The following is a 23,108-nucleotide window of genomic DNA, read 5'->3' on the forward strand; positions in this document are numbered from 1 at the left end:
TGATTTATTTAAAGTTGGCGGCGCGTTCTTGTAAAGAGAGGGAATTCCCCAAGCCTGCTTTTAAGCAGCGAATGAAAACCATCCGTGGCATGCAATGCAAGCAACGCTCCCGACAAATGTGCGCCTTTCACACTAGGCGATAGACCCTTCAGTTCCAAGTTTCGGGCGTCCGTGCCTTTGCCTGCGTGGCGATGAGCGTTGTGCTATCGTCGGCGACACTTTTCGACATTGCGGTTGCGCCATCATGTTTTCGATCTCTCAGTCGGCCCACGCGAGTAAAACTGCCCAGTACGACGATCTGCTTCAACAGGTGCGCTCGCTGCTGGCGGACGAAAGCGATTTCATCGCCAACGCGGCGAACTTTTCGGCGCTGGTTTTTCACTCGCTGCCTGATCTGAACTGGGCGGGCTTTTATCTTTTCGACGGCGCCGAGCTCGTCGTCGGGCCGTTTCAAGGCAAGCCGGCGTGCGTGCGAATTGCGCTTGGACGCGGCGTGTGCGGCACGGCGGCACGCGACCGGCGCACGCAGGTCGTGCCGGACGTCGAGGCGTTTCCGGGTCATATCGCGTGCGACTCGGCGTCGCGTTCGGAGATCGTCGTGCCGCTCGTCGATGCCGCTGGCGCTCTGATCGGCGTATGGGATGTGGATAGCCCGATTCCCGGCCGCTTCGACGATGAAGACGCCACGGGCATGGAAGCGCTGTGCACGGCGTTCGTAGCGATTGCGTGGAGCAAGCGCGCGAAGGGTTGATGGCCGTTTCTTTGAAGCGCGCGGTTTTGCAATCGGCGCGGTATGCGCTCGCAGTTTCCGTTTAGCTCGACGCGAGACACGCTCCGGTCGAGATCACGCGGTAGCTCGCTGGACGCTTGCGGCTCTACTCCGCTCAACGCATCTCAAGCAGTGGGAGCGATCACGCAATAGTTCGCTGGCCGTGCGCGTCATCACTTCGCTCAACGCAATCCATCCGTCGAACGTGGCCACGCGGTAGTTCGCTGCGGTTCGGCAAGCGTCTTCCCCGCCTGCGGCTACAATGGGGCGACCCTAACGCCCTCCATTCCGATGCCGAGCCTTGCCCGCCGCCGTCTGCTTGCCGCGTGCGCCCTGAGCGCGAGCGGCCTGGTACGTGCTCGCGATGCGCGCGCCGCCGATGGCCGCGCTACCATCGCGCTCGTGATGAAGTCGGTGAACGATCCTTTCGTCGTGTCAATGATCGACGGCGCAAACAACTACCAGCGCCATTTCGCGTCGCAACTGGATTTGATCGCGCGCGGCACGCAGGGCGACAACGACGTCGCCGCGCAAATTCAAATCGTCGAGTCTTTGATCGATGCGAAGGTCCAGGCCATCGTGATCGCGCCGACGGATTCGAAAGCGCTGCTTCCCTCGGCCACGAAAGCGATACGCGCGGGCATCATCGTGATCGCCATCGACAACGCATTCGACGACGACGCCGACGACCCGGCGTTCACCATTCCCTTCGTTGGTCCGGACAGCCGCCGGGGCGCGCGGCTCGTCGGCAATTATCTCGGCTCGAAGCTGAAAGCAGGCGATGAAGTCGGCATCATCGGAGGACCGGCGAACGACCGCAACGCGCAGCAGCGCGCCATCGGCTTCAGGGATGCGATGAACGCGGCGAACGTGCGCGTCGCGGCCGCCGACGCGGGCGACTGGAGTCTCGCAAGCGGCAAGTCCATTGCGCTGCAGATGCTCTACACGCGCCCGACCTTGCGCGGCATGTTGTGCGCGAACGATACCCTCGCGATGGGCGCGATCGATGCCATTCGCATCGCCGGGAAAAAAGGCCGCGTGCTGGTCACGGGCTATAACAACATCGACGCCGTGCAACCGATGCTGGAAGACGGGCGCCTGCTTGCGACGGTCGAGCAGTTCGGTGCGCGTCAGGCGGTATTCGGCGTGGATGTCGCGGTGAAGGCGCTACTGGAGAAACGGCGACAGCGGGATTTGTCGCCGTACATGGAGACGCCGGTGCAGGTGGTGGCGAAGGGGATGAAGCGCCCGCCGAGGCTGGGCGCGTCTTCGTAATGCCTGCTGTCGCTCGATGACCTGCGCGTCGCCAGATGGGCCATGCGCGCAGGCTGAAGTTCAGCCGATCCTCTAACGCTCAACCCGCCGCCCCACCCAACAACCCACGCGCCGCCAGACTCCGATACAACGCGCGCACCCCAAACGTCCAGGGCTCGACTTCCGTCGAAAGCTGCACCGTGTTCACGAGTGCGCCCAGACTCGGCGTGGCAATCGTCACCACGTCGCCGAGATGATGCGTAAAGCCGCCGCCCGGCGTGTCGCGGTCCTTGATCGGCGAAAACATCGTCCCGAGGAACAGCATGAAGCCGTCTGGGTATTGGTGATGCGCGCCATGCGTCTGCTTGACGAGGTCGGCGGGATCGCGGCTGATCTCGCTCATATGGCTCACGCCTTCGAGCACGAAATCGTCGTCCGCGCCTTCGATGCGCAGCGACAAAGTCGTGCCGCGCACCGTGTCCAACGTGAAGCGCTCGTCGAACAGGCGCACGAACGGGCCGATCGCGCACGAAGCGTTATTGTCCTTCGCCTTGCCGAGCAACAACGCGCTACGGCCTTCGATATCGCGCAGATTCACGTCGTTGCCAAGCGTGGCGCCAACGATCTCTCCGCGCGCGTTCACCGCCAGCACGATCTCCGGCTCCGGGTTGTTCCATTGCGATGTCGGATAAAGCCCCACGTCCGCGCCAAAGCCCACCGACGACATCGGCTGCGACTTCGAAAACACTTCCGCGTCCGGCCCAATGCCGACTTCCATGTATTGCGACCACGCGCCGCGCCGCTCCAGCTCCGCCTTCAACTTGCCCGCGCTCTCCGAACCGGGCTTGATCTTCGAAAGATCCGCGCCGATCAACTTGTTGATGGTCTCGCGAACTTCCTTCGCCTTCGTCGCATCGCCGCCCGCCTGTTCCTCGATCACGCGTTCCAGCAAGCTCACCGCAAAGGTGACGCCGCACGCCTTCACCGCCTGCACGTCGCAGGGCGCGAGCAGGCGTGGACTGTCGGTTGCGGCATCGAGCGTGGCTTGCAGCAAATCTTCCACGGTGCCGAGGCGTTCGCCTTCAGCCGTGCGCGCGATGTTCACGGCGTCGGGATTGTCGAAGAGATCGGCTGTGGTCGGCGCGGCGCGCGTAATGTCGAACACTTCGCCCCGGCGCACGGCAACGACCGCTGGGCCGTTCACCGGCGCGGGACGCCATACGCGGCCGATCAGCAAGGCATCGGCAAAGTCTTCGGGCAGATACGCGGAAAGGGAAACGGGCTGCATGAGTGGGATCACCGTGCACGGGAAAAGGGAAAACGATCGTAGCCCGCAGGTGCGTTAGTGTCCATTGGGTTGCATGTTTATCCAACCTGTTGGAATATGCGCGGTCTCAATCTCGCTTCCGATTTAGTAATAACCGCGACCATCGACATGGATAAAGCCTACGACGTGCCCGCCCTGCGCCGCGCGAGCGACATTCTTCAGACGCTCGCCGACGCCTCCAAGCCCGTGCGCGCCGCCACGCTCGCCGAAACCACCGGGTTGTCGCGCAGCACGCTCTATCTGCTGCTGGAGACGCTTGCGCGCATGCAGTGGGTCGAAAAGCGCGACGATGGCTACGTGGTCGGCGTCGGCCTGTTCGAGCTCGGCAACGCGTACGTGCGTCACGACAAGCTGCAGGCGGCGTTTCGCGAGGGCGCGGGCGCGTTCATCAACACGCATAACGAGGTCGTGCAGCTTGCCGTGCTGGATGGCGTGCAGGTTGTGTATGTCGCGCGCGAGGACGCGCATCGGCCGGTGCGGCTCGTATCGGATCTCGGTTCGCGGCTGCCCGCGCATTGCTGCGCGCTCGGCAAGGCGCTGCTGGCCGGTCTCACAGACGATGCCATCAGCGAACGCCTGCCCGAGCGTCTCGAAGCGGTAACGCCGCGCACCATCACGCGGCGCGCGGCGCTGTTGCGCGAGCTCGCGTCCATTCGCACGAGCGGTCTCGCGCTCGAACGCGAGGAAGTGACGGAAGGGCTTGCGTGTTTCGCGGCTTATGTCGGCATGACGCCGGCGGGCAAGCGCGTGGCGGTATCGACGAGCGTGCCCATCGGAAGGCTCGATGCAAAGCGCGAAAAGCAGATTTCGATGGGCATCGTTCAGCTTGCGGCGTTGTTGCGCGGGGCGCTGTGAGCTTGTGTGAAGCGGGCTTCGATCGCCTGCATTTCGCCCGTATCGAACACGTGCCTCACGCCATGCGATGCAATCAGAACGTCGCATGCCGTATGCGTGCAGATCACGTCGCGCATGCGCGCTTCGCCAAATCTCCAGCCGGTTTCCGCTTCGCCGCCTAAAACGATGAGGTCTGCGCCGATCTCGCTTGCGACATCGGCAACTGCCTCGCCGATGCTCACGCCATGCGGCGGCAGCGTGATGCTACGCGCGACGCCATCGATGCCCGCGCGCTCGATCATCCGGGCGCTATAGCGCGTGACGGCGCGCGCGTGATCGTCGATGACCGCGGCGGTCTCCGCGAAATTGCACTCGGCGGTGACGACGGCCCACCACGGCGTCTGATCGACCACATGCAGCGCGGTGAGGCGCGCGTTGCAGTCGCGGGCGCGCGAGATGGCAGTGGTCAGGGCGCTTTCGCTGAGACTCGTGCTGACCGCGACGAGAATGTGCTTGTACATGATGGCCTCCGTTGCAGGGTTTCGATTCGATGAAACGCATGATCGGCGCACAAAGTTAGGAGCGAATGAGCGGCGTGGAAACTTCTACAACGCGCATTTAAAAGCTTCCGGCCGTCGCACTTACGCGGCAAGCGCAAATTCATGCCAACCCGCCCGCACGTTCGCGCCAGGCCGACAAATGCCATCGCGGAACACGATTTGCTTGTTGCCTGCCCTCGGATGATTCCGCACGGGCGCCCCGCATACGCGGCGTCCGATTGCGCGTTGTCCATCCGCAGGTCCAGAACCCGAGGTTCCACCCGGCGCATCGTCCGGGTTTCAACCTGACAAGTGAGCGGCGATGCCAGATCAACACGACTCCGAAGCCCAAGACGACGACCGCGACGACGACCGCAAGCGCGACGACGACGGCGAGAAAGAAAAAGACAGCAAGGACAGTAAAGACGGTAAGGACGATAAGGGCGAAAAGAAGGGGCCTGGCAAGAAACCCCTGATCATCCTTGGCGTCGTCGTGGTCGTGCTGGCTATCGGCGCCTTCATCTGGTGGTTCATGACGCGCAACGAGATCAGCACGGACGACGCCTACACCGATGGCGACGCCGTGACCATCGCGCCGAAGGTATCGGGCTATGTCGTGACGATGAACATCGACGACAACCGCTTCGTGCATAAGGACGATCTGCTCATCAAGATCGATCCGCGCGACTATCAGGCGCAACTCGATCAAGCCAACGCGCAGCTCGGGCTTGCCCAAGCGCAGTTGCATGCGCAGGAAACGCAGCTCGAAGTGGCGCGTGTGCAGTATCCGGCGCAGCTCGCGCAGGCACAGGCGCAGGAGCAGAACGCGCGGGCGAATCTCGCGCAGGCGAGCGCGGCGTATCAGCGTCAGCAATCAGTCGATATCCGCGCGACGTCGCAGCAAAACATCGATACCGCGACCGCGCAGCAAAAGAGCGCTGCGGCGAACGTCGCGCAAGCGCGTGCGCAAGTGCGCACGGCGAGCCTCGTGCCGCAACAAATAGCCACCGTGATCGCGGCCGTCGAAGAGAAGCGCCAGCAAGTGCGTCAGGCACAGGCGCAAGTCGAAGCCGCGCAACTGAATCTCTCGTACACGGAATTGCGCGCGCCCGCCGACGGCTGGATCACGCGGCGCAACGTGCAATACGGCACCTTCCTGCAAGCTGGAACGTCGATTCTCACGCTCGTCACCACGCGCGTCTGGGTCACGGCGAACTTCAAGGAGTCGCAACTCGACCGCATGCGTCCCGGCGACAAGGTGAAGCTCGAAGTCGATGCCTATCCGGGCCTCGACCTGCACGGTCACGTCGACAGCGTTCAACTCGGCAGCGGCTCGCGTTTCTCCGCGTTCCCGGCGGAGAACGCCACGGGCAACTTCGTGAAGATCGTGCAGCGCGTGCCCGTGAAAATCGTCATCGACGATGGCATGAAGCCGGGCACGTCGCTGCCGCTCGGTCTGTCGGTCGTGCCGACCGTGATGCTCACGCACTGAGAACCGAGCCATGAGCGATACCGCCGCGCACGATCACAGCAACTGGAAGCCGAAGTCGAACCCGTGGCTGATCGCCGTCGTGGTGACGCTCGCGGCATTCATGGAAGTGCTCGATACGACCATCGTCAACGTCGCGCTGCCGCACATCTCCGGCACCATGTCCGCGAGCTACGACGAAGCCACGTGGACGCTCACGTCCTATCTCGTCGCGAACGGCATCGTGCTGCCGCTGTCCGCCTACTTCTCGAAGATCCTCGGGCGCAAGCGCTACTTCCTGATCTGCATCGCGGCGTTTACCGTGTGTTCGTTTCTGTGCGGCATCGCGACGAATCTCGGGCAGCTCATCATCTTCCGCATTCTGCAGGGCTTTTTCGGCGGCGGTTTGCAGCCGAGCCAGCAGTCGATCATTCTCGATACCTTCCCGCCCGAGCAGCGCGGCCGCGCGTTTTCGATCTCGGCGGTGGCGATCGTCGTGGCGCCCGTTCTCGGGCCGACGCTCGGCGGCTGGATCACCGACAACTTCACCTGGCGCTGGGTCTTTCTGCTCAACGTGCCGGTTGGCGTGCTGACGACCATCGCGGTCATGCAGTTCGTCGAAGATCCGCCGTGGGAAAAGAAGCAGAGCCACAAGGACGTGGGTATCGACGGCGTGGGCATCGGCCTGATCGCGCTCGGACTCGGCTGTCTGCAAGTGTTTCTCGATCGCGGCGAGGACGACGACTGGTTCCATTCGAACTTCATCATCACGTTCGCGGTGCTGGCGGCGGTCGGCATCGTCGGCGCGACATTCTGGCTGTTGTACGCGAAGCGACCCGTGGTCGATCTGCGCGTGCTCAAAGACCGCAACTTCGCGCTGGGGTCGGCGGCCATCGTCGGCTTCGCGTCGGTGCTGTATGGCAGCGCGGTGCTGATACCGCAACTCGCGCAGCAGCAGCTCGGTTACACGGCCACGCTTGCCGGTCTCGTGCTGTCGCCGGGCGCGTTGCTGATCGTGTTCCTGATACCAGTCGTCAGCAAGCTGATGAGCTACGTGCAGACGCGTTATCTGGTCGGCTTCGGCTTCTTTCTGATGGGCGTCGCGCTGCTCTACTCGCATCGACTGGTGCCGAACATCGACTATAGAACGTTGACGATGATGCGCAGCGCGCAGTCGGCCGCCATCGGTTTTCTGTTCGTGCCGGTGACGACGCTCGCCTATCTCTCGCTGCCGAAGTCGATGAACAACGACGCCTCCGCGCTCTTCACCATGTTTCGAAACGTGGCGGGTTCCATCGGCATCTCGCTTGCGACCGCGATGATCCGCGAGCGCACGCAGGCGAACATGGCGCATATGGTCGAGCATCTGACGCCGCTCAACCAGCCGTACAACGACGCGGTGCAGCGCATTGCGCGCACGCTGATGGACACGGGCCAGACCATGTCGCAGGCGATGACGGCCGCCACGGGTCAGATGTACAAGACGCTCGTTTCGCAAGCGACGATCCTCGCCTATCTCGATGTCTTCGCCGCATGCGCGATCTTTTCGTTCATGTTCATTCCGCTCACGTTTTTCTTCTCGCCGGTGAAAGCCGCCGGCGGTGCGGGAGGCCATTGAGATGAAGCCGCGTCTTTCCATTCTGATGCTCGCCTTGCTGACGAGCGCGTGTACCGTCGGACCCGATTACAAGGCGCCGAGCGCCGATGTCCCCGAGGTCTGGAGCGACACGCAGCGCTCGCAGAATCCGCAGAACGATGCGCGCGTGCCGCATGCGGATGCGCCATCGGTCGTGCAGACTGCCGCCGATCCCGATCCGCGCTGGTGGAAGCAGTTCGACGATCCGATGCTCGACTCGCTGATCGACCGCGCGGCGGCGGGCAACCTGAACTTGCAGCAAGCCGTGTTGCGGATAGCGCAGGCGCGCGAACAGAGCGTGTCAGCAGCGGCGCAGGGTTTGCCGCAAATCAGCGCGAGCGCCAGCGTGATGCGCGAGCAGCTCGGGCTCAAGGGCATCCTCCAGTCGCAAGGCGTCTATAACCAGATCGATCAGCTTGGCGCGCAAGGCGCGACGCTGCGTCAGGGTCTCGATTCGGCCACCGGGCCGGCGACGATCTATCAAGATGGCTTCGATGCATTGTGGGAACTCGATCTGTTCGGGCGCGTGCGGCGTTCGGTGGAGTCCGCCAATGCGCAGGCCGAGGCAGAGATGGAAAGCCGCAACGACGCGCTCGTCTCGCTCGAATCGGAAGTGGCGCGCACGTATGCGCAGTTGCGCGGCGCACAGTCCATCAAGCAGATCACGCTCGCCGAGATCGACGCGGAGCAGCAAATTCTCGATCTCACGCGCGAGCAGGCGCGCGTGGGCCTGACGAGCCAGCAGGACGTGCAAAGCGCGAGTGCGCAAGTCGGCACGCTGCAGGCGCAACTGCCGACGCTCGACGCGCAAATCGCACAGGCGCTGAATGGGCTCGCCGTGCTGATAGGCAGTCCGCCCGGTACGCTCGACGCCGAGTTGTCCGATGCGCGCGCCGTGCCGCCCGTTCCACCGATGGTGCCGATCGGGCTTCCCTCGACGCTCGCGCGGCGTCGCCCCGACATCCGTCGCGCTGAAGCGCAGTTGCATGCCGCGACCGCGGAAGTGGGCGTGGCCGTCGCGCAGTTGTATCCGGATATCTCGCTGACGGGTCAGGTCGGCACGCGCGCGTTGAAGGCGAACTATCTTGCACGCTGGTCGAGTCTGTTCTGGTCGGTCGGGCCGAGTATCTCGCTGCCGATCTTCGAAGGCGGGGCGCTGCGCGCCAACATACGCATTTCGAAAGCCGAGGCCGCGCAAGCGGGGCTGGCTTATCGGCAGACCGTGCTCAATGCGTTGCAGGACGTGGATAACGCGCTGATTTCGTATCGCACGGAGCAGGACCGGCGTGCGGCGCTCGTGCGGACTGTCGATGCCAATCAGATCAGCCTGCAACTCGCGACCGATGCTTATCGCAAGGGCATCACCGCATTCGTTACGGTGCTCGACGCGGAGCGTCAGCTTGCGCAGACCCGTGAGCAGCTTGCGCAATCGACGGTGAATGTGACGACCGATCTCATCGCGGTCTATAAGTCACTGGGCGGCGGATGGCAGGACGACGATCCGAACGTGGCCCAGGCGCAGAAGGACGCACGTTCGTAACGCGCAAGGCTTAGCGTCGACGTTTCTTCCATGCGTAATCGGCGGGTGGATCGGCGACTCCGGCTTTGCCAACGGACTGCGGATTCTCGCTGCACAAAGTAACGAACGCGATGTCCTCGCCTTGCGCCTGTCGGCGGCGAAGTGCTTCGGCGTATTGCAGCGCATCCGCGAGCGCGGTGGGATCGAACCTTCGGTGTTCGGCCTGGGGCGTTGCCTCGTTCAATGTGCCGCTCAGCCAGTAGACGACGAACATCGTGTGACCTCGGGTTGTGCGGCGACGTCATTGACGCGCCAATGTCGGGAGCGAAGGCGTCACGGCGGTGCAAAAAACGCTCGACGTGTCGCCTGACGGCGCGTGTCATTAGCATCGGGTAATTCCCGAGTGTAATCGCCGTGAGCCATATGCTGCCTGAGGACAGCCCATTGCTCCAAACAGGGAACGCAGGTTGCTTTCGTCCTTGCTTCCCTGAGGGCAACGACATGCAACGACTTGACCGTCTCACCGATGAAGCCGTTTGGCAGATGCCCGAACGCTCGGCCGACAGCGGCGAACCACGCGTGCTGATTGCCGACGACGACATGAACGCGACACGCGCCATTTGTCTCGCGCTCGAGGACGCCGATTTGACCGTGCGCGCCGCCCATACCGGGCTCGACGCCGTAACGGCCGTGCGCAAGTGGCGTCCTGGCGTGGTGCTGCTCGATCTGATGATGCCGCTCGGCGATGGCTGGGAAGTCGCCGAAGTCATCCGCGCCGCCGATCCCGCCATGCTGCTGATTGCGCACACGAGCCGCACGAGCCTGGAAGATCAAACGCGCGCGCGGCTGAAGGGCTTCAATGGATACTTCGTCAAGCCGACCGAACTCGACCGGCTGATCGCCGTGCTGCATGAGTATTATTCGATGCGCCAGGCATGAGCCTCTTCAATGCTCCAGAACCGTGTTGCGCAGAGCGTCCTGCCGCAGGCGCTTCGTTGCAATGCCCGAAGATTTGATCGGCCGTTCCACGGTCTCGGTCTGACGCGCCGGCAAGGTCCGCTGCAATCCCGCGCTATACCCTTTTCTGAAGGCACGGCGGTACGTCCTGCGATACGCTTCATCGGATGAAAACTCGCCTGCGTGGTCGCCGAGCGCAGCGGTCAGCGCGAGTTGCTCGTGCGTGAGCGTGCGCAAAAGCGCCATGAGCGACCGCTGTGTGGAACTGTCGGCGGCCGCGACGCTATCGGCGAGCGCGGCAATGGCCTGCGCGATATGGTTGCAGCGCTGTTCTATCGATTCCGAATGGCCGATGACGGGATGCCCGTCATTGTCGACCGTGACCTTTACTTCATCCATCGTTTGTTCCTTTACCTTGAAACTCGGGCTGAGCACGCCGATGCAGTGCGACGCGGCATGCCGTTCGAGCACGGCAAGGAAGCATTCCTCAAGGGTGATCGACTGCCGCGGGCGAGCGCGCGAGTGTGCCCGAGTTGCCCCTGCGCCGCAACCTGACGCTGTCGAGGCTCGCGGCGACTCACAGGTTTGCGCTCTTGCGCTGCAATCCATCGAGTTCGATGCTCAGTCTGTCGATGTCGCGCTGCACGTGCTGCTTGAGCACGTCTTCCCAGTACTGACAATCAGCCGGCCCAGAAGGGCATCTGGGTTTTGGCGCAGGCATCCGCCGGTAGCGGATGCGGTAACAGACGGCTCAGACGTCCGATTTCCTCGTGCTTCCAGCGAAGCAGCGTGCGTCTCGCACCGCGTTGCGGCGGACACAATTCGTCCATGCGCGCCACCGCGAACCAAAGACCTTCGGCGGGACGCGAGGCCATCTTGGTGAGGATGGATGTGTTGGGACGCGGCCCATGGTCGTGACAGATTACGGCACCGATCTGCCCGAGGATATACATGGCTTGCTCGACTGGTTGTTCGGCCTGGTTCTGCATGGCGCCTCTGTCTTTTGTGCGGATGGGAATGATATTGCTGGCGCTCAAAAGTGCCTCTCAGCATGATTTTTCGATGAAGTACGCGGCTTCGTCGTTCTTTATATTGCTAACGTGTTGCTAGCAGGGATTACGATACCGTATCGAAATTTATGTACAGCATGTGCCGACAAAATAATACAAAGTAACGGTGCGCTGAAAACGGACGCGAAAATGAAAAAAGCCCCTGCTGGCTTAGGGCAGGGGCTCGGGTACTGCTGACTTTCTCGTACTGCGTTTTGCTACGGGTGCTGCTTTGCTTCTGATACTGCTTCACTTTCTCGTACTGCGGATACTGCGGGTGCTTCAGATGCTACTGGTACTGCGTTGCTACAGTTACTGCTCACTTCTCGTACTGCTGCTGCTTTACTTCCGACACTACTCGACTACCGCGTACTGCGGATGCGACCGGTGCTTCAAAATGCTAGTACCGGTTCACATCCGATGCCAACCTCAACTGCTTCAATGATCCATCCTTCCATTTGCAACTACGACAACACTGCCTTATTAATGCCGAACTTCTTCAAAAGCCGGCATTGAAATGTGCGGGTAGTCCGCTGATTCGACCGGCGGCGGTTCAGCGATTTCCGCTTGTTGCTGACGACTGCGATGCTCGAGCGCCGCATTCACGCCCTTCTCGTAATAAACCTGCGCCGTGTGTTTTTCGAGCGCCTCGACGAGCGGCATTTGTTCTTCCGCAAGCGAGTGCATGAGATGCAGAAGATCGCGCTGCATGACGTCCGAAAACATTGCGAATTGCTCGTAGGCACCGGGCGCGGCAATCATCTCGACCAGCGATGCAAGCAAACGCACGCGGCTCTTGCAGTGCTCGCTGATAGGTGTCGAATGGGAAACAATCGTGTTGCCTTGCGCATCTACCGTGACTTGAGGGGCTTTCATCGCTGACCTTGTTTGCTTGGGATGAGTGTCATTAAACTCGATCGGGCTTAAGAATCTAATGAGACACATCCGAGTATTCGAATCGCTCGATGCAACGGAGCGAATTGTCGAAAGAGCGGGTGAAACATGCGCGATCCGGCTTCGACCAACGGACTGCTCATGATGTCGCCGTCGCTTCGACGCGTTCGACGAGGTTCGCGAATCCCTCGTACTAAATAAAATTAGCACATGAAAAACGGGACGGTAAGAAGCTGGCCATCGACTTTCGAGGCGACTAGCAACAAAGCCAAGCACACGCACGGCTGGCTGAAACGTGTTACACATGGAAGACAAAACGCGTTTCAAAAGCCTGCACCGAGGCATGTCTATTGCACGTTTGCGAACTTAAACCTTACTCAGCGAGCCCGACTCTGCCATGCGACGACTCGCCACCCTTTGGCGCCTAGGCCGTGCATTCATACGGGAAAGTCACCATAGCGAGGATGGTGCCTCGATGCAGCGCGTCGCCCGCTTCTTCGCGCTACATGGAGCGCGTGCCGCGCCGCTCGCGTCGAGCTTGCCCGTGCTGCGGCAGTTGCCGCGCGTCCTGAACGCGACGTCCGGCGCGCTCGCACGTCATCCGGCGCTGGCGGAAACGGCGGTGCGCGTTGCGCTGACTGAAATGGACGGGCTTTTCACGCCGTACGATGCCACGCAGTTCCGCGATGTGTCCGCCGCCGCTCTTCGCGCGCAAGGTGTTGCGCTGACGCAGGTGAGCGCCGCGCCGCTGCGCTCGGGCATCGCGGAGCAGACGCATGCGGCGCGCATCGGCGAAATGGCGGTGCGCGTCACGCTCCTGCGTCCGGATGCACGCCAGGAACTCGCGGATGATCTCGATCTCGCGCTCGCCGCCGCGCGTTTTGCGGAACGCCGTTCGGCCAAGGCGCGCGACATGCATCCGTCCGAATGGGTGCGTCGCGTCACCGAAACCGTCGACGCAATGATCGACCTACGCCAGCGCGCCGCCGACCAGAGCTTTTTGCGCTACCGGTTGCGTGACGATAACCGGCTCGCCGTGCCGGAAGTGCTCTGGGACTTTTGCAACGACGCCGTTCTGACCACGCGTTCCATCGCGACCATTTCTCTTTCGGACGCGCAAGCGCTCGCGCGTCACGGACTGGATCAGGCCGATCTCATTGCGACCCTCATCGAAGCGTTCTTCGAAATGGCGCTCGGCGCGGGCCTCTATCACGCCGGACTCGATGCCGCCGGCGCACGGGTGAGCATCGACACCGACACATTCGGCCAGATCGTCCTCGAAGCCGACAATCCGACGATGTTTTTCGCCGCGCACGAACGCGAGTTCATCGTCGGCGTGTCGGATGCGCTATTGCAGGGCGATCACAAGGCGGCTGCGCGCGTGCATCTGGAGCACGGACGGCCGGACACGCACTCCATCCATCACGAAGTACGTGTCGAGGCCACGTATCGGCGCGAGGCGGAACGTTTCTCCACGAAGCACACGCGGCATGGTGTGGGCGTGGCACATTTATTCGATGCCATCGGCAAGGCGCCCGTCGAGCACATGTACAGCGCGGCGCACGGGCGCATCGCGTCGCGGGCGATGCTGCTGTCGCGCACGATGGAAGCGGTCGAGCACATGGCGCATGACGTTGCGCCCGACATCGACGTGTGGAAGATCGCGCGCAAGGTCATCGCTCGGCTGGCGCGCGATCAGTTCGGCTGCCATAGTCTCGCGACGCGGCTCGCGCACGAAGCCACTCATTGGCCGCATATGCTGCCGCGTTTGCCCCGGCTTATCGCGCAGCGGGCGGGTGCGGAGCAGCGGTGAGCGAAGCAATCCGCGTGGCGATGCGCGGGCCACGCTGACGGTCATGCGCAGGCTCGCGCGCATCGGCACGGTGTCGCTTTTCATCGAAACGGGCGGAGTGATTCGATCTACAGGCGTTCCGAGTCTGCATGGCAGACATGACATCGAACGGTAAGACGTCTGCGATCGTTAACAAAATAAGCGAAGCTAATTTCATAAGTGATCCTAGGTAACGAGAATTTTATGGGGAACTGTGTCCTAGAATGACACGTGTCGCTTACACCCCGGTAAAGCACCGGAGATTCGTAACGATAAGCCGAAGTATTACTTGAACAAACGCCGGCATGAATACGACGCACCGGGGCGAGGCCGATTCGCATGAAAACACGTCGCGCTCGAACACGTCATTGCGCATCGTTCAACACGGGACTGCGTCCATTGGCGGCCGCCGTCCTGATTGGGTTCGCGGCGCCCTCCCAAGCGGGACAGGTTGCGTCGAGCACGACGGGCGCTGTCTTATCGGATGACAGCTCTTATGTGGTTCCTCCGGGCACGACTATCACAACGCAGTCCGAGAACGCAATCGATGTCACGGCCATCGCGCCTGTCACGTTCAACAACGCGGGAGTCATCGTCAGTGCGGTCGACAACCAGGCGGCCGCGATCAAATTCTATGTGCCCGCAACGCTCACCAATAACGCGGGCGGCGCGCTGCTCGGCAATACGTTCGGCGTGCTTTTCGACGGCGGCGGAAATTCCAACGATCTGATCAACCGGGGCGACATAAGCGCACGAACCAGTCACGGTGTCGCGTATATCGACGCGTCGGGTGGGACGTTCGACAACTTCGGCACGATCAATGGCGCGGTCGCCGGGCCCATCAAGCAAACGCCCAATGGCGTCTATATCGGCTCGACCGGAACGGTGATCATCGACAATCACGCGAAGGCATCGATTGCTTCCGGCGTGGGCGATGCGACCTATGGCGACGGAATATTCGTCGAGACAGGCTCGGTCGTCATCAACAACGACGGATCGATAACCGGTTATCAGGCTGGCGTGGTCAACACCGGAACGCTTCCAATGTCGGTCGTGAACAGCTCGACCGGAAGCATCCAGAGCACCGTTGGCGCAGGTGTTCAACTTCAACAGGACAGCACACTCGTCAATAACGGCAAAATCGCAAGTGCGGGATCGGCGGCGATTCTTCTCGTCGGTTCGAACAATCGCGTGACGCTGGGAACGGGGTCGTCGCTGCAAGGCGCGAATGACAATATCCTCGACATCGAAGGATTGGGAAACACGCTCGCGTTGACCGGCTCGGCCGTGCAGTCCGGGAACATCGCGACGGGCCGCGGGCCGGGATTGAGCCAGCTCACCTCCGGCGTGAAGAGCGTCTGGACGCTGACCGGCAACATCGCGATAGGTGGCACGACGCCGGACGCGCTCAACGTGATCGGAGATCTGACGCTCGGCGGCACGCTCACGCAGCATGGCGGGGCAAGCACGGTGCAGAACAGCGGCAGCCTCACGATCGGTACTGGCAGCGCGGGCGGCTCGCTCGACGGCGACGTGGTGAACAACGGCATGCTGCGCTTCAATCGCAATACCGTGGCGACATTCGCGGGGCAGATCGTCGGCAACGGCACGCTTATTCAGGCTGGCAGTGGCGCCACTCACCTGACGAAAGCCGGCTCTAGCCAAGGCACGGTGGTTGTCGAAGCGGGCACGCTCGGCTTCGACCATCCGGGTGCCTTCAACGCCGGCGTATACACCACGCGCGTCGGTGGGACGACAAGCATCTCGGACAAGTCGAGTCTGCAAATCGCCACGAACTTCACGCAGGAAGTAGGCTCGGCGCTGAACGTGGGCATAGGAAAGGTGCAGCCGATCATCACGGCCAGCACGGCGACACTCAGGGGCGCGCTGACCGTGAGCGGTTTCGGAGCCGACGCGCCCAATACGGCCAGCGCGCTTACGAGCACGCAATTCAACATCATTCGGACGACAGGCGGGATCTCGGGCGATTTCGCCAGCGTCGGCTTCTCGGGCACGCAAGGCCCCGCCGATTACCTGACGCTCACCGGCGCGAAAAGCCCCGATGGCCTGAACTATAACGTTGGCTTCGGCCTGACGTGGCGCGCACCGGCCGCTATCGCCAACGGCACCTTCACTCTCGCCGATGCCGCGAGTACCTTCAACCTCGACGTGCCGCTGGCTGACCGGGTCGGTGTCTTCGCGAGCGGCTGGGACGGCCGCACCTTGACGAAGACAGGTCCGGGCCTGTTGATCGTATCGGCGCCGCTAATCCACACCGGCGGCACGCTGATCGACGGCGGCACGCTGAGAACCGATGTGACGGACTCGCTCGCGACCAGCAGCAATGTCAACATCGCGAGCGGCGCCACGCTCGACATGAACGGCTTCGCGCAGCAAATCAACCAGTTGAGCGGCGCGGGCGCAGTCGCGCTCGGCGGTGCGGCACTCACCGCCGTCAATCTCGCCGATACCGCTTTCAGCGGCACGATCGGCGGTAGCGGAAGCGTGGTAAAAACCGGCCCGGCGACCCTGAGCCTAAGTGGCGCGAGCACGTATAGCGGCGGCACGACCATCGCTACGGGCAAGCTGATTGCGGCAACCGGGACCGCGCTCGGCGCAGGCGCGGTGACGAATAACGCCATCCTGCAACTGGATTTCGCCAACGACGCCCTGATGCTCAACACACTGAGCGGCTCAGGCGCGCTCTTGAAGACGGGCGTCGGCGCGGCGAATCTCGCCGCCTCCGGTTCGACGCAAGGCGCGGTCAGCGTCGAAGCCGGCACATTACGGCTTTTGCAAACTGGCGCGTTCACGACTGCGGCCGACTGGACGACCGCGTCCGGCGCGACCACCGCGCTGTCGAGCCGCAGCCAGCTCGAAGTCGGCCGCGCCTTCACCATGACCGGCACACTGTCCAGCATCGCGGGGGTTGCCGAACCGGTGATCTCGGCCAGCACGGCATCGATCGGTCCTGGCGCGATCTTCAACCTCGCGGGTTACACGGCAGCGCCCGCGACGAGCGCCGCGCAACTGGCAGCGGGCGCATTCACGGAAATCCACGCGACCACGCCCGGCGGGCTTAGTGGAACGTTCGCATCGACGCGCATCGGCGGCACGGCCAGTTCCGTCGATTTCCTGACGCTCTCGTCCGCTTATACCGCCCAGACCTACAACGTGGGCGTCGGGCTCACGTGGTATGCCGCGCACGGGACGACGCCCGCGACGGCGAACGGCGTCTTCACGCTCGTGCAACCCGGCGATTCGTTCGACATGGACGTCGTTCTTGCCAATGAGACGGCCAATCAGACGACGGGCTGGGATGGCAAGACGCTCACCAAGGCAGGCGCGGGCACGTTGCAATTGTCAAAGGCGAACACGTACACCGGCGCGACGCTGATCGAAGGCGGGACGCTGCAAGCCGGAGCGGAGAATGTCATCGCGCCGAGTTCGCGCGTGATGTTGTCGCCGGGCACGACATTCGATTTGAACGGTTTCAATCAGCAGGTCACGAGCCTCGCAGGCGCGGGCAACGTCTCGCTCGGCACGGCAACGCTCACGGCAAATTACAGTACGAACACTGTGTTCGACGGTGTCATCAGCGGCTCGGGCGGCTTTACGAAAACCGGCGCCGGCCGGTTGATTCTGAGCGCGGACCACACTTACACGGCGCCGACCACCATTGACGCAGGCGTGCTGCAGCTCGGCACGGGCGGCGCGTCGGGCAGCGTCGCGGGCGATATCGTCAACAACGGCGCGCTGGTGTTCAATCGCAGCGATCGCTACGTCTATGGCCACTCGATCAGCGGAACCGGCGCGTTGACGCAGCAAGGTTCTGGCGCGCTATTGCTGCCGGGCAGCCAGACATACAGCGGGACCACTCAAGTGAATTCGGGCGCGCTCATCCTGACCGACAACGCGCAATTGCCGAACACGCCGCAAGTATCGGTGGCGCAGGGCGCGACATTCGGCGGTTATGGCGGCGTGGGCGGCGCGGTGGTGAACAACGGATTGCTCGCGGTCGCGGATGCAGCGCCCGGTTTCGCGAATGCCGCGGCTGGCGCGTTCAGTATCGGCGGCACGTTGACGAACAACGGCGAAATCCGCATGAGCAGCCCGACGCCCACGAGTACGTTGACGGTCGCGCGCAACTACATCGGCAACAATGGATTGCTGACGTTGAGCACGGCGCTGGGCAGCGACGATTCCGCGACAGATCGCCTTATCGTGCATGGCGACAGTGCCGGTCAGACCGCCGTGAAAGTGCGGAACGCAGGCGGCGCGGGGGCGATAACGAGCAACGGAATCCGCATCGTTCAGGTGGATGGTCAGTCGAACGGCCAGTTCACGCTCGATGGCCGCGTCGTCGCGGGTCCATACGAATACAACCTGTACAAAGGCGGCGCGAGCACACCCGTCGATGGCAACTGGTATTTGCGAACCTTGACGGACGGACCGTCGCCTACACCGACACCCGCGCCACGACCCGAACCGGGCGGCTATCTTGGCAATCAGGCAGCGGCGCGCGACATGTTCGTCATGACCTTGCACGACCGCGCGGGCTTCCCCGATCCCTTCGCCGTGGACGGCATGAGCGGCAACGAATCGACGGCCTGGGTGCGCACTCGCGCCGCGCACACCGACGGCAACGCGGCCGGCGGGCGGCTTGCCGAATCCACCGACACCGCGCTCTTTCAGGCGGGCATCGACTTGCTGCATCGCGTGTCGAACGCGCAGCATTGGCAGGCGGGCATCATGGCGGGTTATGGTTCGTCGACGACCGATGCCACTGCACGTAACAATCCCGCCACCGCGCGAGGCAATGTGAACGGCGCGAGCGCCGGCGTCTACGCGACCTGGCGCGCGAATGCGCTTTCGCCTGTCGGACCTTACGTGGATACGTGGCTGCAATATGCGCACTTCGACAACACGGTCAAGGGCGCGCAACTGAATGGCGAGAGCTACGCGAGCCATACGTGGGGCGGATCGGTCGAAGGCGGATGGGCGTTCGCGGTAGGTCAGACGTCGAGCGGCCCGGTGCTGATCGAGCCGCAAGCGCAAGTCATCTATTCGAACTATGCCGCCGACGATCACGTGGAGTCTGGCGGCACGATCGTCCATGGCGGCAATATCAATGCACTGACGACGCGCGTGGGCATGCGCGTTTTTCACGCGCCGGGATCGGCCGCGGCGCCGGGCTGGCTGCCGTATCTGGAAGTCAACTGGTGGCACGACACGAGCGGCAATTCCATCGCCTTCAATCAGATCGTGGTGTCGCAGGACGGCCCGAGAAATCGCCTCGAAGTAAAGGTCGGCGCGCAGGCGCAACTCGCGCGGAACTGGCGTCTGTGGGGCAACCTCGGCTACCAGCAAGGCGACGGCGGTTATCGCAGCTATCAAGGTTTGCTGGGCGCGCGGTACATCTGGTGAGCACGCGCGCGTCAGCGCGTACCCGGACTCATGCGTTCCCCGATCGCGCGGCACGCGGCCTTGAGCGGTTCGATATAAGTTTCGACAGGCGTCGCGCTCTTTCTGAACAGCGGAATGCTCACGCTTACGCAGCCGAGCGTCGTGCCGTTCGCCCCGACGATCGCGCTGCCATAACAAAAAATCTGCGCTTCGTTTTCCTCGCGGTCTTCCGCATAGCCGCGGGCGTGGCAGGCATCGAGTTCCGCATCGAGCGCGCGACGCTCGGTGATCGTATTCGACGTAAAGCGCTCGAACGCCATGCCTTGCAACAACGCATCGCGCTCGGCACGACCGAGCGTCGACAGATACGCCTTGCCCACCGAACTCGAATAGAGCGTGACACGCGTGCCGATGCGCGAAGCCATGCGCACCGCATGAGGACTTTCGAGCTTTTCGATATACACCATCTCCGCGCCGCTGCGCACGGCGAGATGCACGGTTTCCTGCGTACTGTCGCGCAGAGCCTGCAACGCGTCGGTGGCGGCGATGCGCAGATCGGAGCGCTCCCAGCTTCGGCTCGCAAGCGACATCAGACGCGGGCCGAGCGCATAACTTCCACCACGTGCGCTCTCGACCGCGAGCCCTTCGGCAATTAGCGCGCCGACGATGCGATACACCGTCGGACGCGGATAACCCGATCCCGCCGTGAGGCTGGCGACGGTCGGCGGTTCATCGGCATCGGCGATGAGTTGCAGCACCACCATGAACTTCGAGAACGCGGCGGTGCCGTTGGCTTTCGCCGCGTCGAAGGAGGAGGAAGAGGAGTCGGAAGCTGCGGACATTTTGGAAACCTGAGTGCGACGGCGCGCCGAGTATATCGGCACGCCGCGTGATCCGTCGATTGGCGCGTCAGGCGATCAGATAGCCGCCATCAACCGGCACGACCGTTCCCGTCATGAACGACGCCGCCGGCGACGCCAGAAACGCCACCACGCGCGCGACATCCTCCGGCAAGCCCCAGCGCTTCATGGGCGTGCGCTCGAGAATGGCTTGCGAGCGGCCGTCGTCCTCCTGCAGCGCCTGCGTAAGCGGCGTGGCAATCCAGCCGGGCGCGACCGCGTTCACGCGAATGCCTTCCGCCGCGTAAGCAATCGCGAGCGACTTCGTCAACTGCGCGACGCCGCCCTTGCTCGCGCTGTACGCGGGCACGAGACCGCCGCCGAAGAACGTCAGCATCGACGCCGTGTTGACGATCGATCCCCGGCTTTTCGCGAGTAACGGTCGCGCCGCCGAGCACATCCGCATGGTGCCGTTGAGATTCACGGCGATCACGCGCTCGAAGGTTTCGATGTCGTGCTCGTCGCCACGCTTGATCATGCCTGCGCAGTTGACGAGCACGTAGAGCGAATCGAGACGCGCGAAAAGATCGGCGGTGCTGGCGGCATCGGCGACATCGAGCGCGGCGACTTCGATTCCCGCGCCGAGCGCGTCCTTCTGCGCTGCCGTCGGCGCGATACCCGCCGCGATGACGCGCGCGCCGAGCGTCGCGAATTCCTGCGCGATGCCCGCGCCGATACCTTGCGTGCCGCCCGTCACGACGACGGTCTTGCCTTTGTACAGATCAGGTTGAAAGGTCATGAGTAGCTTGAATGGTCAGACGACGGGAACGGCGGCGGCTTTCGCCTCGGAATCCTGAATCGGCGAGCGCACGACGAACATGTACACGAGCGCGGCGGCGAACGCCACGCCCGCGCTGATCAGGAACGCGTTGACGAACGAATGCGTCTTGTCGACCACGAGCCCGGTAATGAACGGCGCGAACGAACCGCCGAAGTAACCGCCGAAGTTCTGGATGCTCCCGAGCGAGGCCACCATATGACGCGGAGCCGCGACCGAGACGAGCGCCCACGCCGCGCCGCTCGCCATGTTGACGAAGAACATTGCCGCCGACAAATACACGATGGCAAGCGTGAGATTCGGCGTGAACGCGGCCGGCACCGTGAAAAGCGCGCCGCCGATGAGACCCGAGCAGATCGGCCACTTGCGGCTGCGAATGGGCGCAACGCCGCGCGCCATCAGACCATCGGCGATAAAGCCCGACGACAGCATGCCGAGCGTGCCGGCAAGATAGGGGATGGTCACGACCCAGCCGGTCTTCGCAATCGTCAGATGACGCTCGTGTTCGAGATACGCCGGCAGCCACGTGAGATATAGCCACACCATGTAGATCACGCCCATGAAGCCGAAGATCATGCCCCAGGTCGTCGCCTTGCCGAAGAGACCGCGCCATTCCGCGAAGGTCATATTGCGTTCGGCGCGCTGTGCGGGTTCGCCTTCGGTCAGATGCGCGACTTCCTGCGCATCGAGCGTGATGTCCTTGCGGTTCCGATACACCACATACCAGCCCACCGACACCATGATGCCGAGTACGCCCATGATGACGAACATGTTGCGCCAGCCGAAGTTGAGCAGCAACACGGTGAGAATGGGCGGAGCGAGCGCCGGGCCAATGGTCGACGACGTCACGAAGATGCCGGTCGGCTTGCCGCGTTCGCGCTGCGCGAACCATTCGCTGACGACCTTGGCGCCCGCCGGAAATTGAGGCGCCTCGCCGATGCCGAGCGCGATGCGGGCCGCGAGAAACTGATGCAGCGTCGTGACGAGGCCGCCGAACAACTGCGCCACCGACCACACGAACATGCCGAGCCCGAGCATGATGCGCGCGCCGAAGCGATCGAGCATCACCCCGATGGGCAACTGCGAAAACGCGTACGCGAACGAGAATGCTGAGAGCAGCAAGCCCATCTGCGAAGCGGACAGGCCCAGCTCCTGTGTGACCGAATGATTCGCGATGGAAAGCGTGCTGCGGTCGAGATAGTTCACGATCCCGGCAAGCGTCAGGAACGTGAGCGCGACCCACTGTATGCGCTTCAGGCGCGGCGATTTACTCTGCATGTTGTCTCCTCCGAAAGCCTTGTTTTTATGCTTCGGTTCGGTTGGCGAAAGGTGCTGCGGGAATTGCGTTGCTTCAGACCGTGCTTCAAGCCGTTGCTTCAAGCGTTATTCAGCGAATGAACTGATCGGCGAAATCCGCGCCCAGTCCAACGGCTTCGTAATGCTTGCGGCACATGTCCACCTTCGTGAACACGTCTTCATAACCGGTGTAGTTGCCGTATGGATCGCAATAGAACATCACGCCGTTCACCTGGAAGTAGGTGATCATTTCCTCGACGTCTTCGGGCACGTAAAGCGTGTGCGTTTCGCCGGGCGGCTCGAACACGTAGCTGCCTTCTGTTGCAACCCAGTCATGCTCCAGATAGCGCCAGCGCCCCTTGAGCACCATGCCATGCACGGCTTGCGGATGACGGTGACGCGACAGCACGCCCGACTTGCGCACGCGCAGCAGGTTCATCCAGTAACCGGTCGACACATTGAGGCACAGCGGACGAAACCAGACGTTCTCGGCTTGCGGGACCCACTCGCGCTCGTCGGTTGGAATCGCGTGACTCACGACGATTTCCTTCTGCGCTTCCTTGGGATTGGGATACTGATACGGCGTGAGGGCATCCGCCGAATTCTTGGGCGCGGGCATTCGCGTCTCCTTGTCCATATTGTGGATGATTAA

19 protein-coding genes are annotated in these 23,108 nt (G+C 62.7%); 9 read left to right on the forward strand and 10 right to left on the reverse strand.

Annotation, left to right across the window (positions count from 1 at the left end):
* The first annotated feature begins 244 nt into the window (after window positions 1-244).
* Window positions 245-751, forward strand: a complete 507-nt coding sequence (locus P9292_RS05470) for a GAF domain-containing protein (protein WP_250510838.1) — start codon at window positions 245-247, stop codon at window positions 749-751.
* Window positions 752-1,060: 309 nt separating this feature from the next.
* Entirely contained in the window at window positions 1,061-2,044 is a 984-nt protein-coding gene (locus tag P9292_RS05475; RefSeq protein ID WP_309958280.1) for a substrate-binding domain-containing protein, read from the forward strand.
* A gap of 79 nt (window positions 2,045-2,123) precedes the next feature.
* Here the strand turns inward: P9292_RS05475 and P9292_RS05480 are convergent, their stop codons facing one another.
* Window positions 2,124-3,311: a fumarylacetoacetate hydrolase family protein gene (locus P9292_RS05480; RefSeq protein ID WP_309958281.1), complete on the reverse strand. Its 1,188-nt coding sequence runs from the start codon at window positions 3,309-3,311 to the stop codon at window positions 2,124-2,126.
* 147 nt (window positions 3,312-3,458) lie between these two features.
* Between P9292_RS05480 and P9292_RS05485 the strand changes: the two genes are divergently transcribed.
* Window positions 3,459-4,205 (forward strand): IclR family transcriptional regulator, encoded by a 747-nt coding sequence (locus tag P9292_RS05485; protein ID WP_309848231.1) that lies wholly within the window; start codon window positions 3,459-3,461, stop codon window positions 4,203-4,205.
* Here the strand turns inward: P9292_RS05485 and P9292_RS05490 are convergent.
* Window positions 4,172-4,705 carry a universal stress protein gene (locus tag P9292_RS05490; protein WP_309958282.1) on the reverse strand — a complete coding sequence of 178 codons (534 nt, stop codon included), beginning with the start codon at window positions 4,703-4,705 and terminating at the stop codon, window positions 4,172-4,174. The two genes, P9292_RS05485 and P9292_RS05490, sit on opposite strands and share 34 nt — an antisense overlap.
* A 340-nt stretch (window positions 4,706-5,045) precedes the next feature.
* Between P9292_RS05490 and P9292_RS05495 the strand changes: the two genes are divergently transcribed.
* Genes P9292_RS05495 through P9292_RS05505 form a run of 3 tightly spaced genes read left to right on the forward strand, consistent with a single transcriptional unit; the run spans window position 5,046 to window position 9,367 of the window.
* A complete protein-coding gene (locus tag P9292_RS05495; protein ID WP_309958283.1) occupies window positions 5,046-6,215 on the forward strand; it encodes an HlyD family secretion protein in 1,170 nt (389 codons plus the stop codon).
* Between the two features lie 10 nt (window positions 6,216-6,225).
* Window positions 6,226-7,809, forward strand: a complete 1,584-nt coding sequence (locus P9292_RS05500; RefSeq protein WP_244829902.1) for a DHA2 family efflux MFS transporter permease subunit — start codon at window positions 6,226-6,228, stop codon at window positions 7,807-7,809.
* Between the two features lies 1 nt (window position 7,810).
* A complete protein-coding gene (locus P9292_RS05505; protein WP_409015125.1) occupies window positions 7,811-9,367 on the forward strand; it encodes an efflux transporter outer membrane subunit in 1,557 nt (518 codons plus the stop codon).
* 10 nt (window positions 9,368-9,377) lie between these two features.
* On the opposite strand, the gene P9292_RS05510 is transcribed toward P9292_RS05505, so the two are convergent.
* Window positions 9,378-9,620, reverse strand: coding sequence for a hypothetical protein (locus tag P9292_RS05510; protein ID WP_250510831.1), 243 nt, complete (start codon window positions 9,618-9,620; stop codon window positions 9,378-9,380).
* Between the two features lie 227 nt (window positions 9,621-9,847).
* On the opposite strand from P9292_RS05510, the gene P9292_RS05515 reads away from it, so the two are divergent.
* Window positions 9,848-10,285: a response regulator gene (locus P9292_RS05515; protein ID WP_244829905.1), complete on the forward strand. Its 438-nt coding sequence runs from the start codon at window positions 9,848-9,850 to the stop codon at window positions 10,283-10,285.
* A gap of 6 nt (window positions 10,286-10,291) precedes the next feature.
* On the opposite strand, the gene P9292_RS05520 is transcribed toward P9292_RS05515, so the two are convergent.
* The 3 genes from P9292_RS05520 to P9292_RS05530 all read right to left on the reverse strand — a co-directional run bounded on the left by P9292_RS05520 (window position 10,292) and on the right by P9292_RS05530 (window position 12,228).
* On the reverse strand, window positions 10,292-10,702 hold the full coding sequence (locus P9292_RS05520) for a hypothetical protein (protein WP_244829906.1): 411 nt from the start codon (window positions 10,700-10,702) through the stop codon (window positions 10,292-10,294).
* A gap of 281 nt (window positions 10,703-10,983) precedes the next feature.
* The gene (locus P9292_RS05525) at window positions 10,984-11,292 is read right to left on the reverse strand and encodes a hypothetical protein (RefSeq protein ID WP_309958285.1); all 309 of its coding nucleotides are present in this window, start codon (window positions 11,290-11,292) and stop codon (window positions 10,984-10,986) included.
* Between the two features lie 543 nt (window positions 11,293-11,835).
* Complete coding sequence (locus P9292_RS05530) at window positions 11,836-12,228, reverse strand: hypothetical protein (RefSeq protein WP_250494360.1); 393 nt, start codon at window positions 12,226-12,228, stop codon at window positions 11,836-11,838.
* Window positions 12,229-12,721: 493 nt separating this feature from the next.
* On the opposite strand from P9292_RS05530, the gene P9292_RS05535 reads away from it, so the two are divergent.
* Entirely contained in the window at window positions 12,722-14,059 is a 1,338-nt protein-coding gene (locus P9292_RS05535) for an AarF/UbiB family protein (RefSeq protein ID WP_250494359.1), read from the forward strand.
* A 357-nt stretch (window positions 14,060-14,416) separates the two neighbouring features.
* The gene (locus P9292_RS05540) at window positions 14,417-19,504 is read left to right on the forward strand and encodes an autotransporter outer membrane beta-barrel domain-containing protein (RefSeq protein WP_309958286.1); all 5,088 of its coding nucleotides are present in this window, start codon (window positions 14,417-14,419) and stop codon (window positions 19,502-19,504) included.
* Window positions 19,505-19,515: 11 nt separating this feature from the next.
* On the opposite strand, the gene P9292_RS05545 is transcribed toward P9292_RS05540, so the two are convergent.
* The 4 genes from P9292_RS05545 to P9292_RS05560 form a co-directional block, all read right to left on the reverse strand.
* A complete protein-coding gene (locus P9292_RS05545; RefSeq protein ID WP_244829911.1) occupies window positions 19,516-20,325 on the reverse strand; it encodes an IclR family transcriptional regulator in 810 nt (269 codons plus the stop codon).
* A gap of 67 nt (window positions 20,326-20,392) precedes the next feature.
* The gene (locus P9292_RS05550; RefSeq protein WP_250510826.1) at window positions 20,393-21,121 is read right to left on the reverse strand and encodes an SDR family NAD(P)-dependent oxidoreductase; all 729 of its coding nucleotides are present in this window, start codon (window positions 21,119-21,121) and stop codon (window positions 20,393-20,395) included.
* Window positions 21,122-21,136: 15 nt separating this feature from the next.
* Window positions 21,137-22,438, reverse strand: a complete 1,302-nt coding sequence (locus tag P9292_RS05555; RefSeq protein ID WP_250528023.1) for an MFS transporter — start codon at window positions 22,436-22,438, stop codon at window positions 21,137-21,139.
* A gap of 109 nt (window positions 22,439-22,547) precedes the next feature.
* The gene (locus P9292_RS05560) at window positions 22,548-23,075 is read right to left on the reverse strand and encodes a 2,4'-dihydroxyacetophenone dioxygenase family protein (RefSeq protein ID WP_244829914.1); all 528 of its coding nucleotides are present in this window, start codon (window positions 23,073-23,075) and stop codon (window positions 22,548-22,550) included.
* Window positions 23,076-23,108: the final 33 nt, after the last annotated feature.

This window comes from Caballeronia sp. LZ001, assembly GCF_031450875.1.
Lineage (GTDB): Bacteria > Pseudomonadota > Gammaproteobacteria > Burkholderiales > Burkholderiaceae > Caballeronia.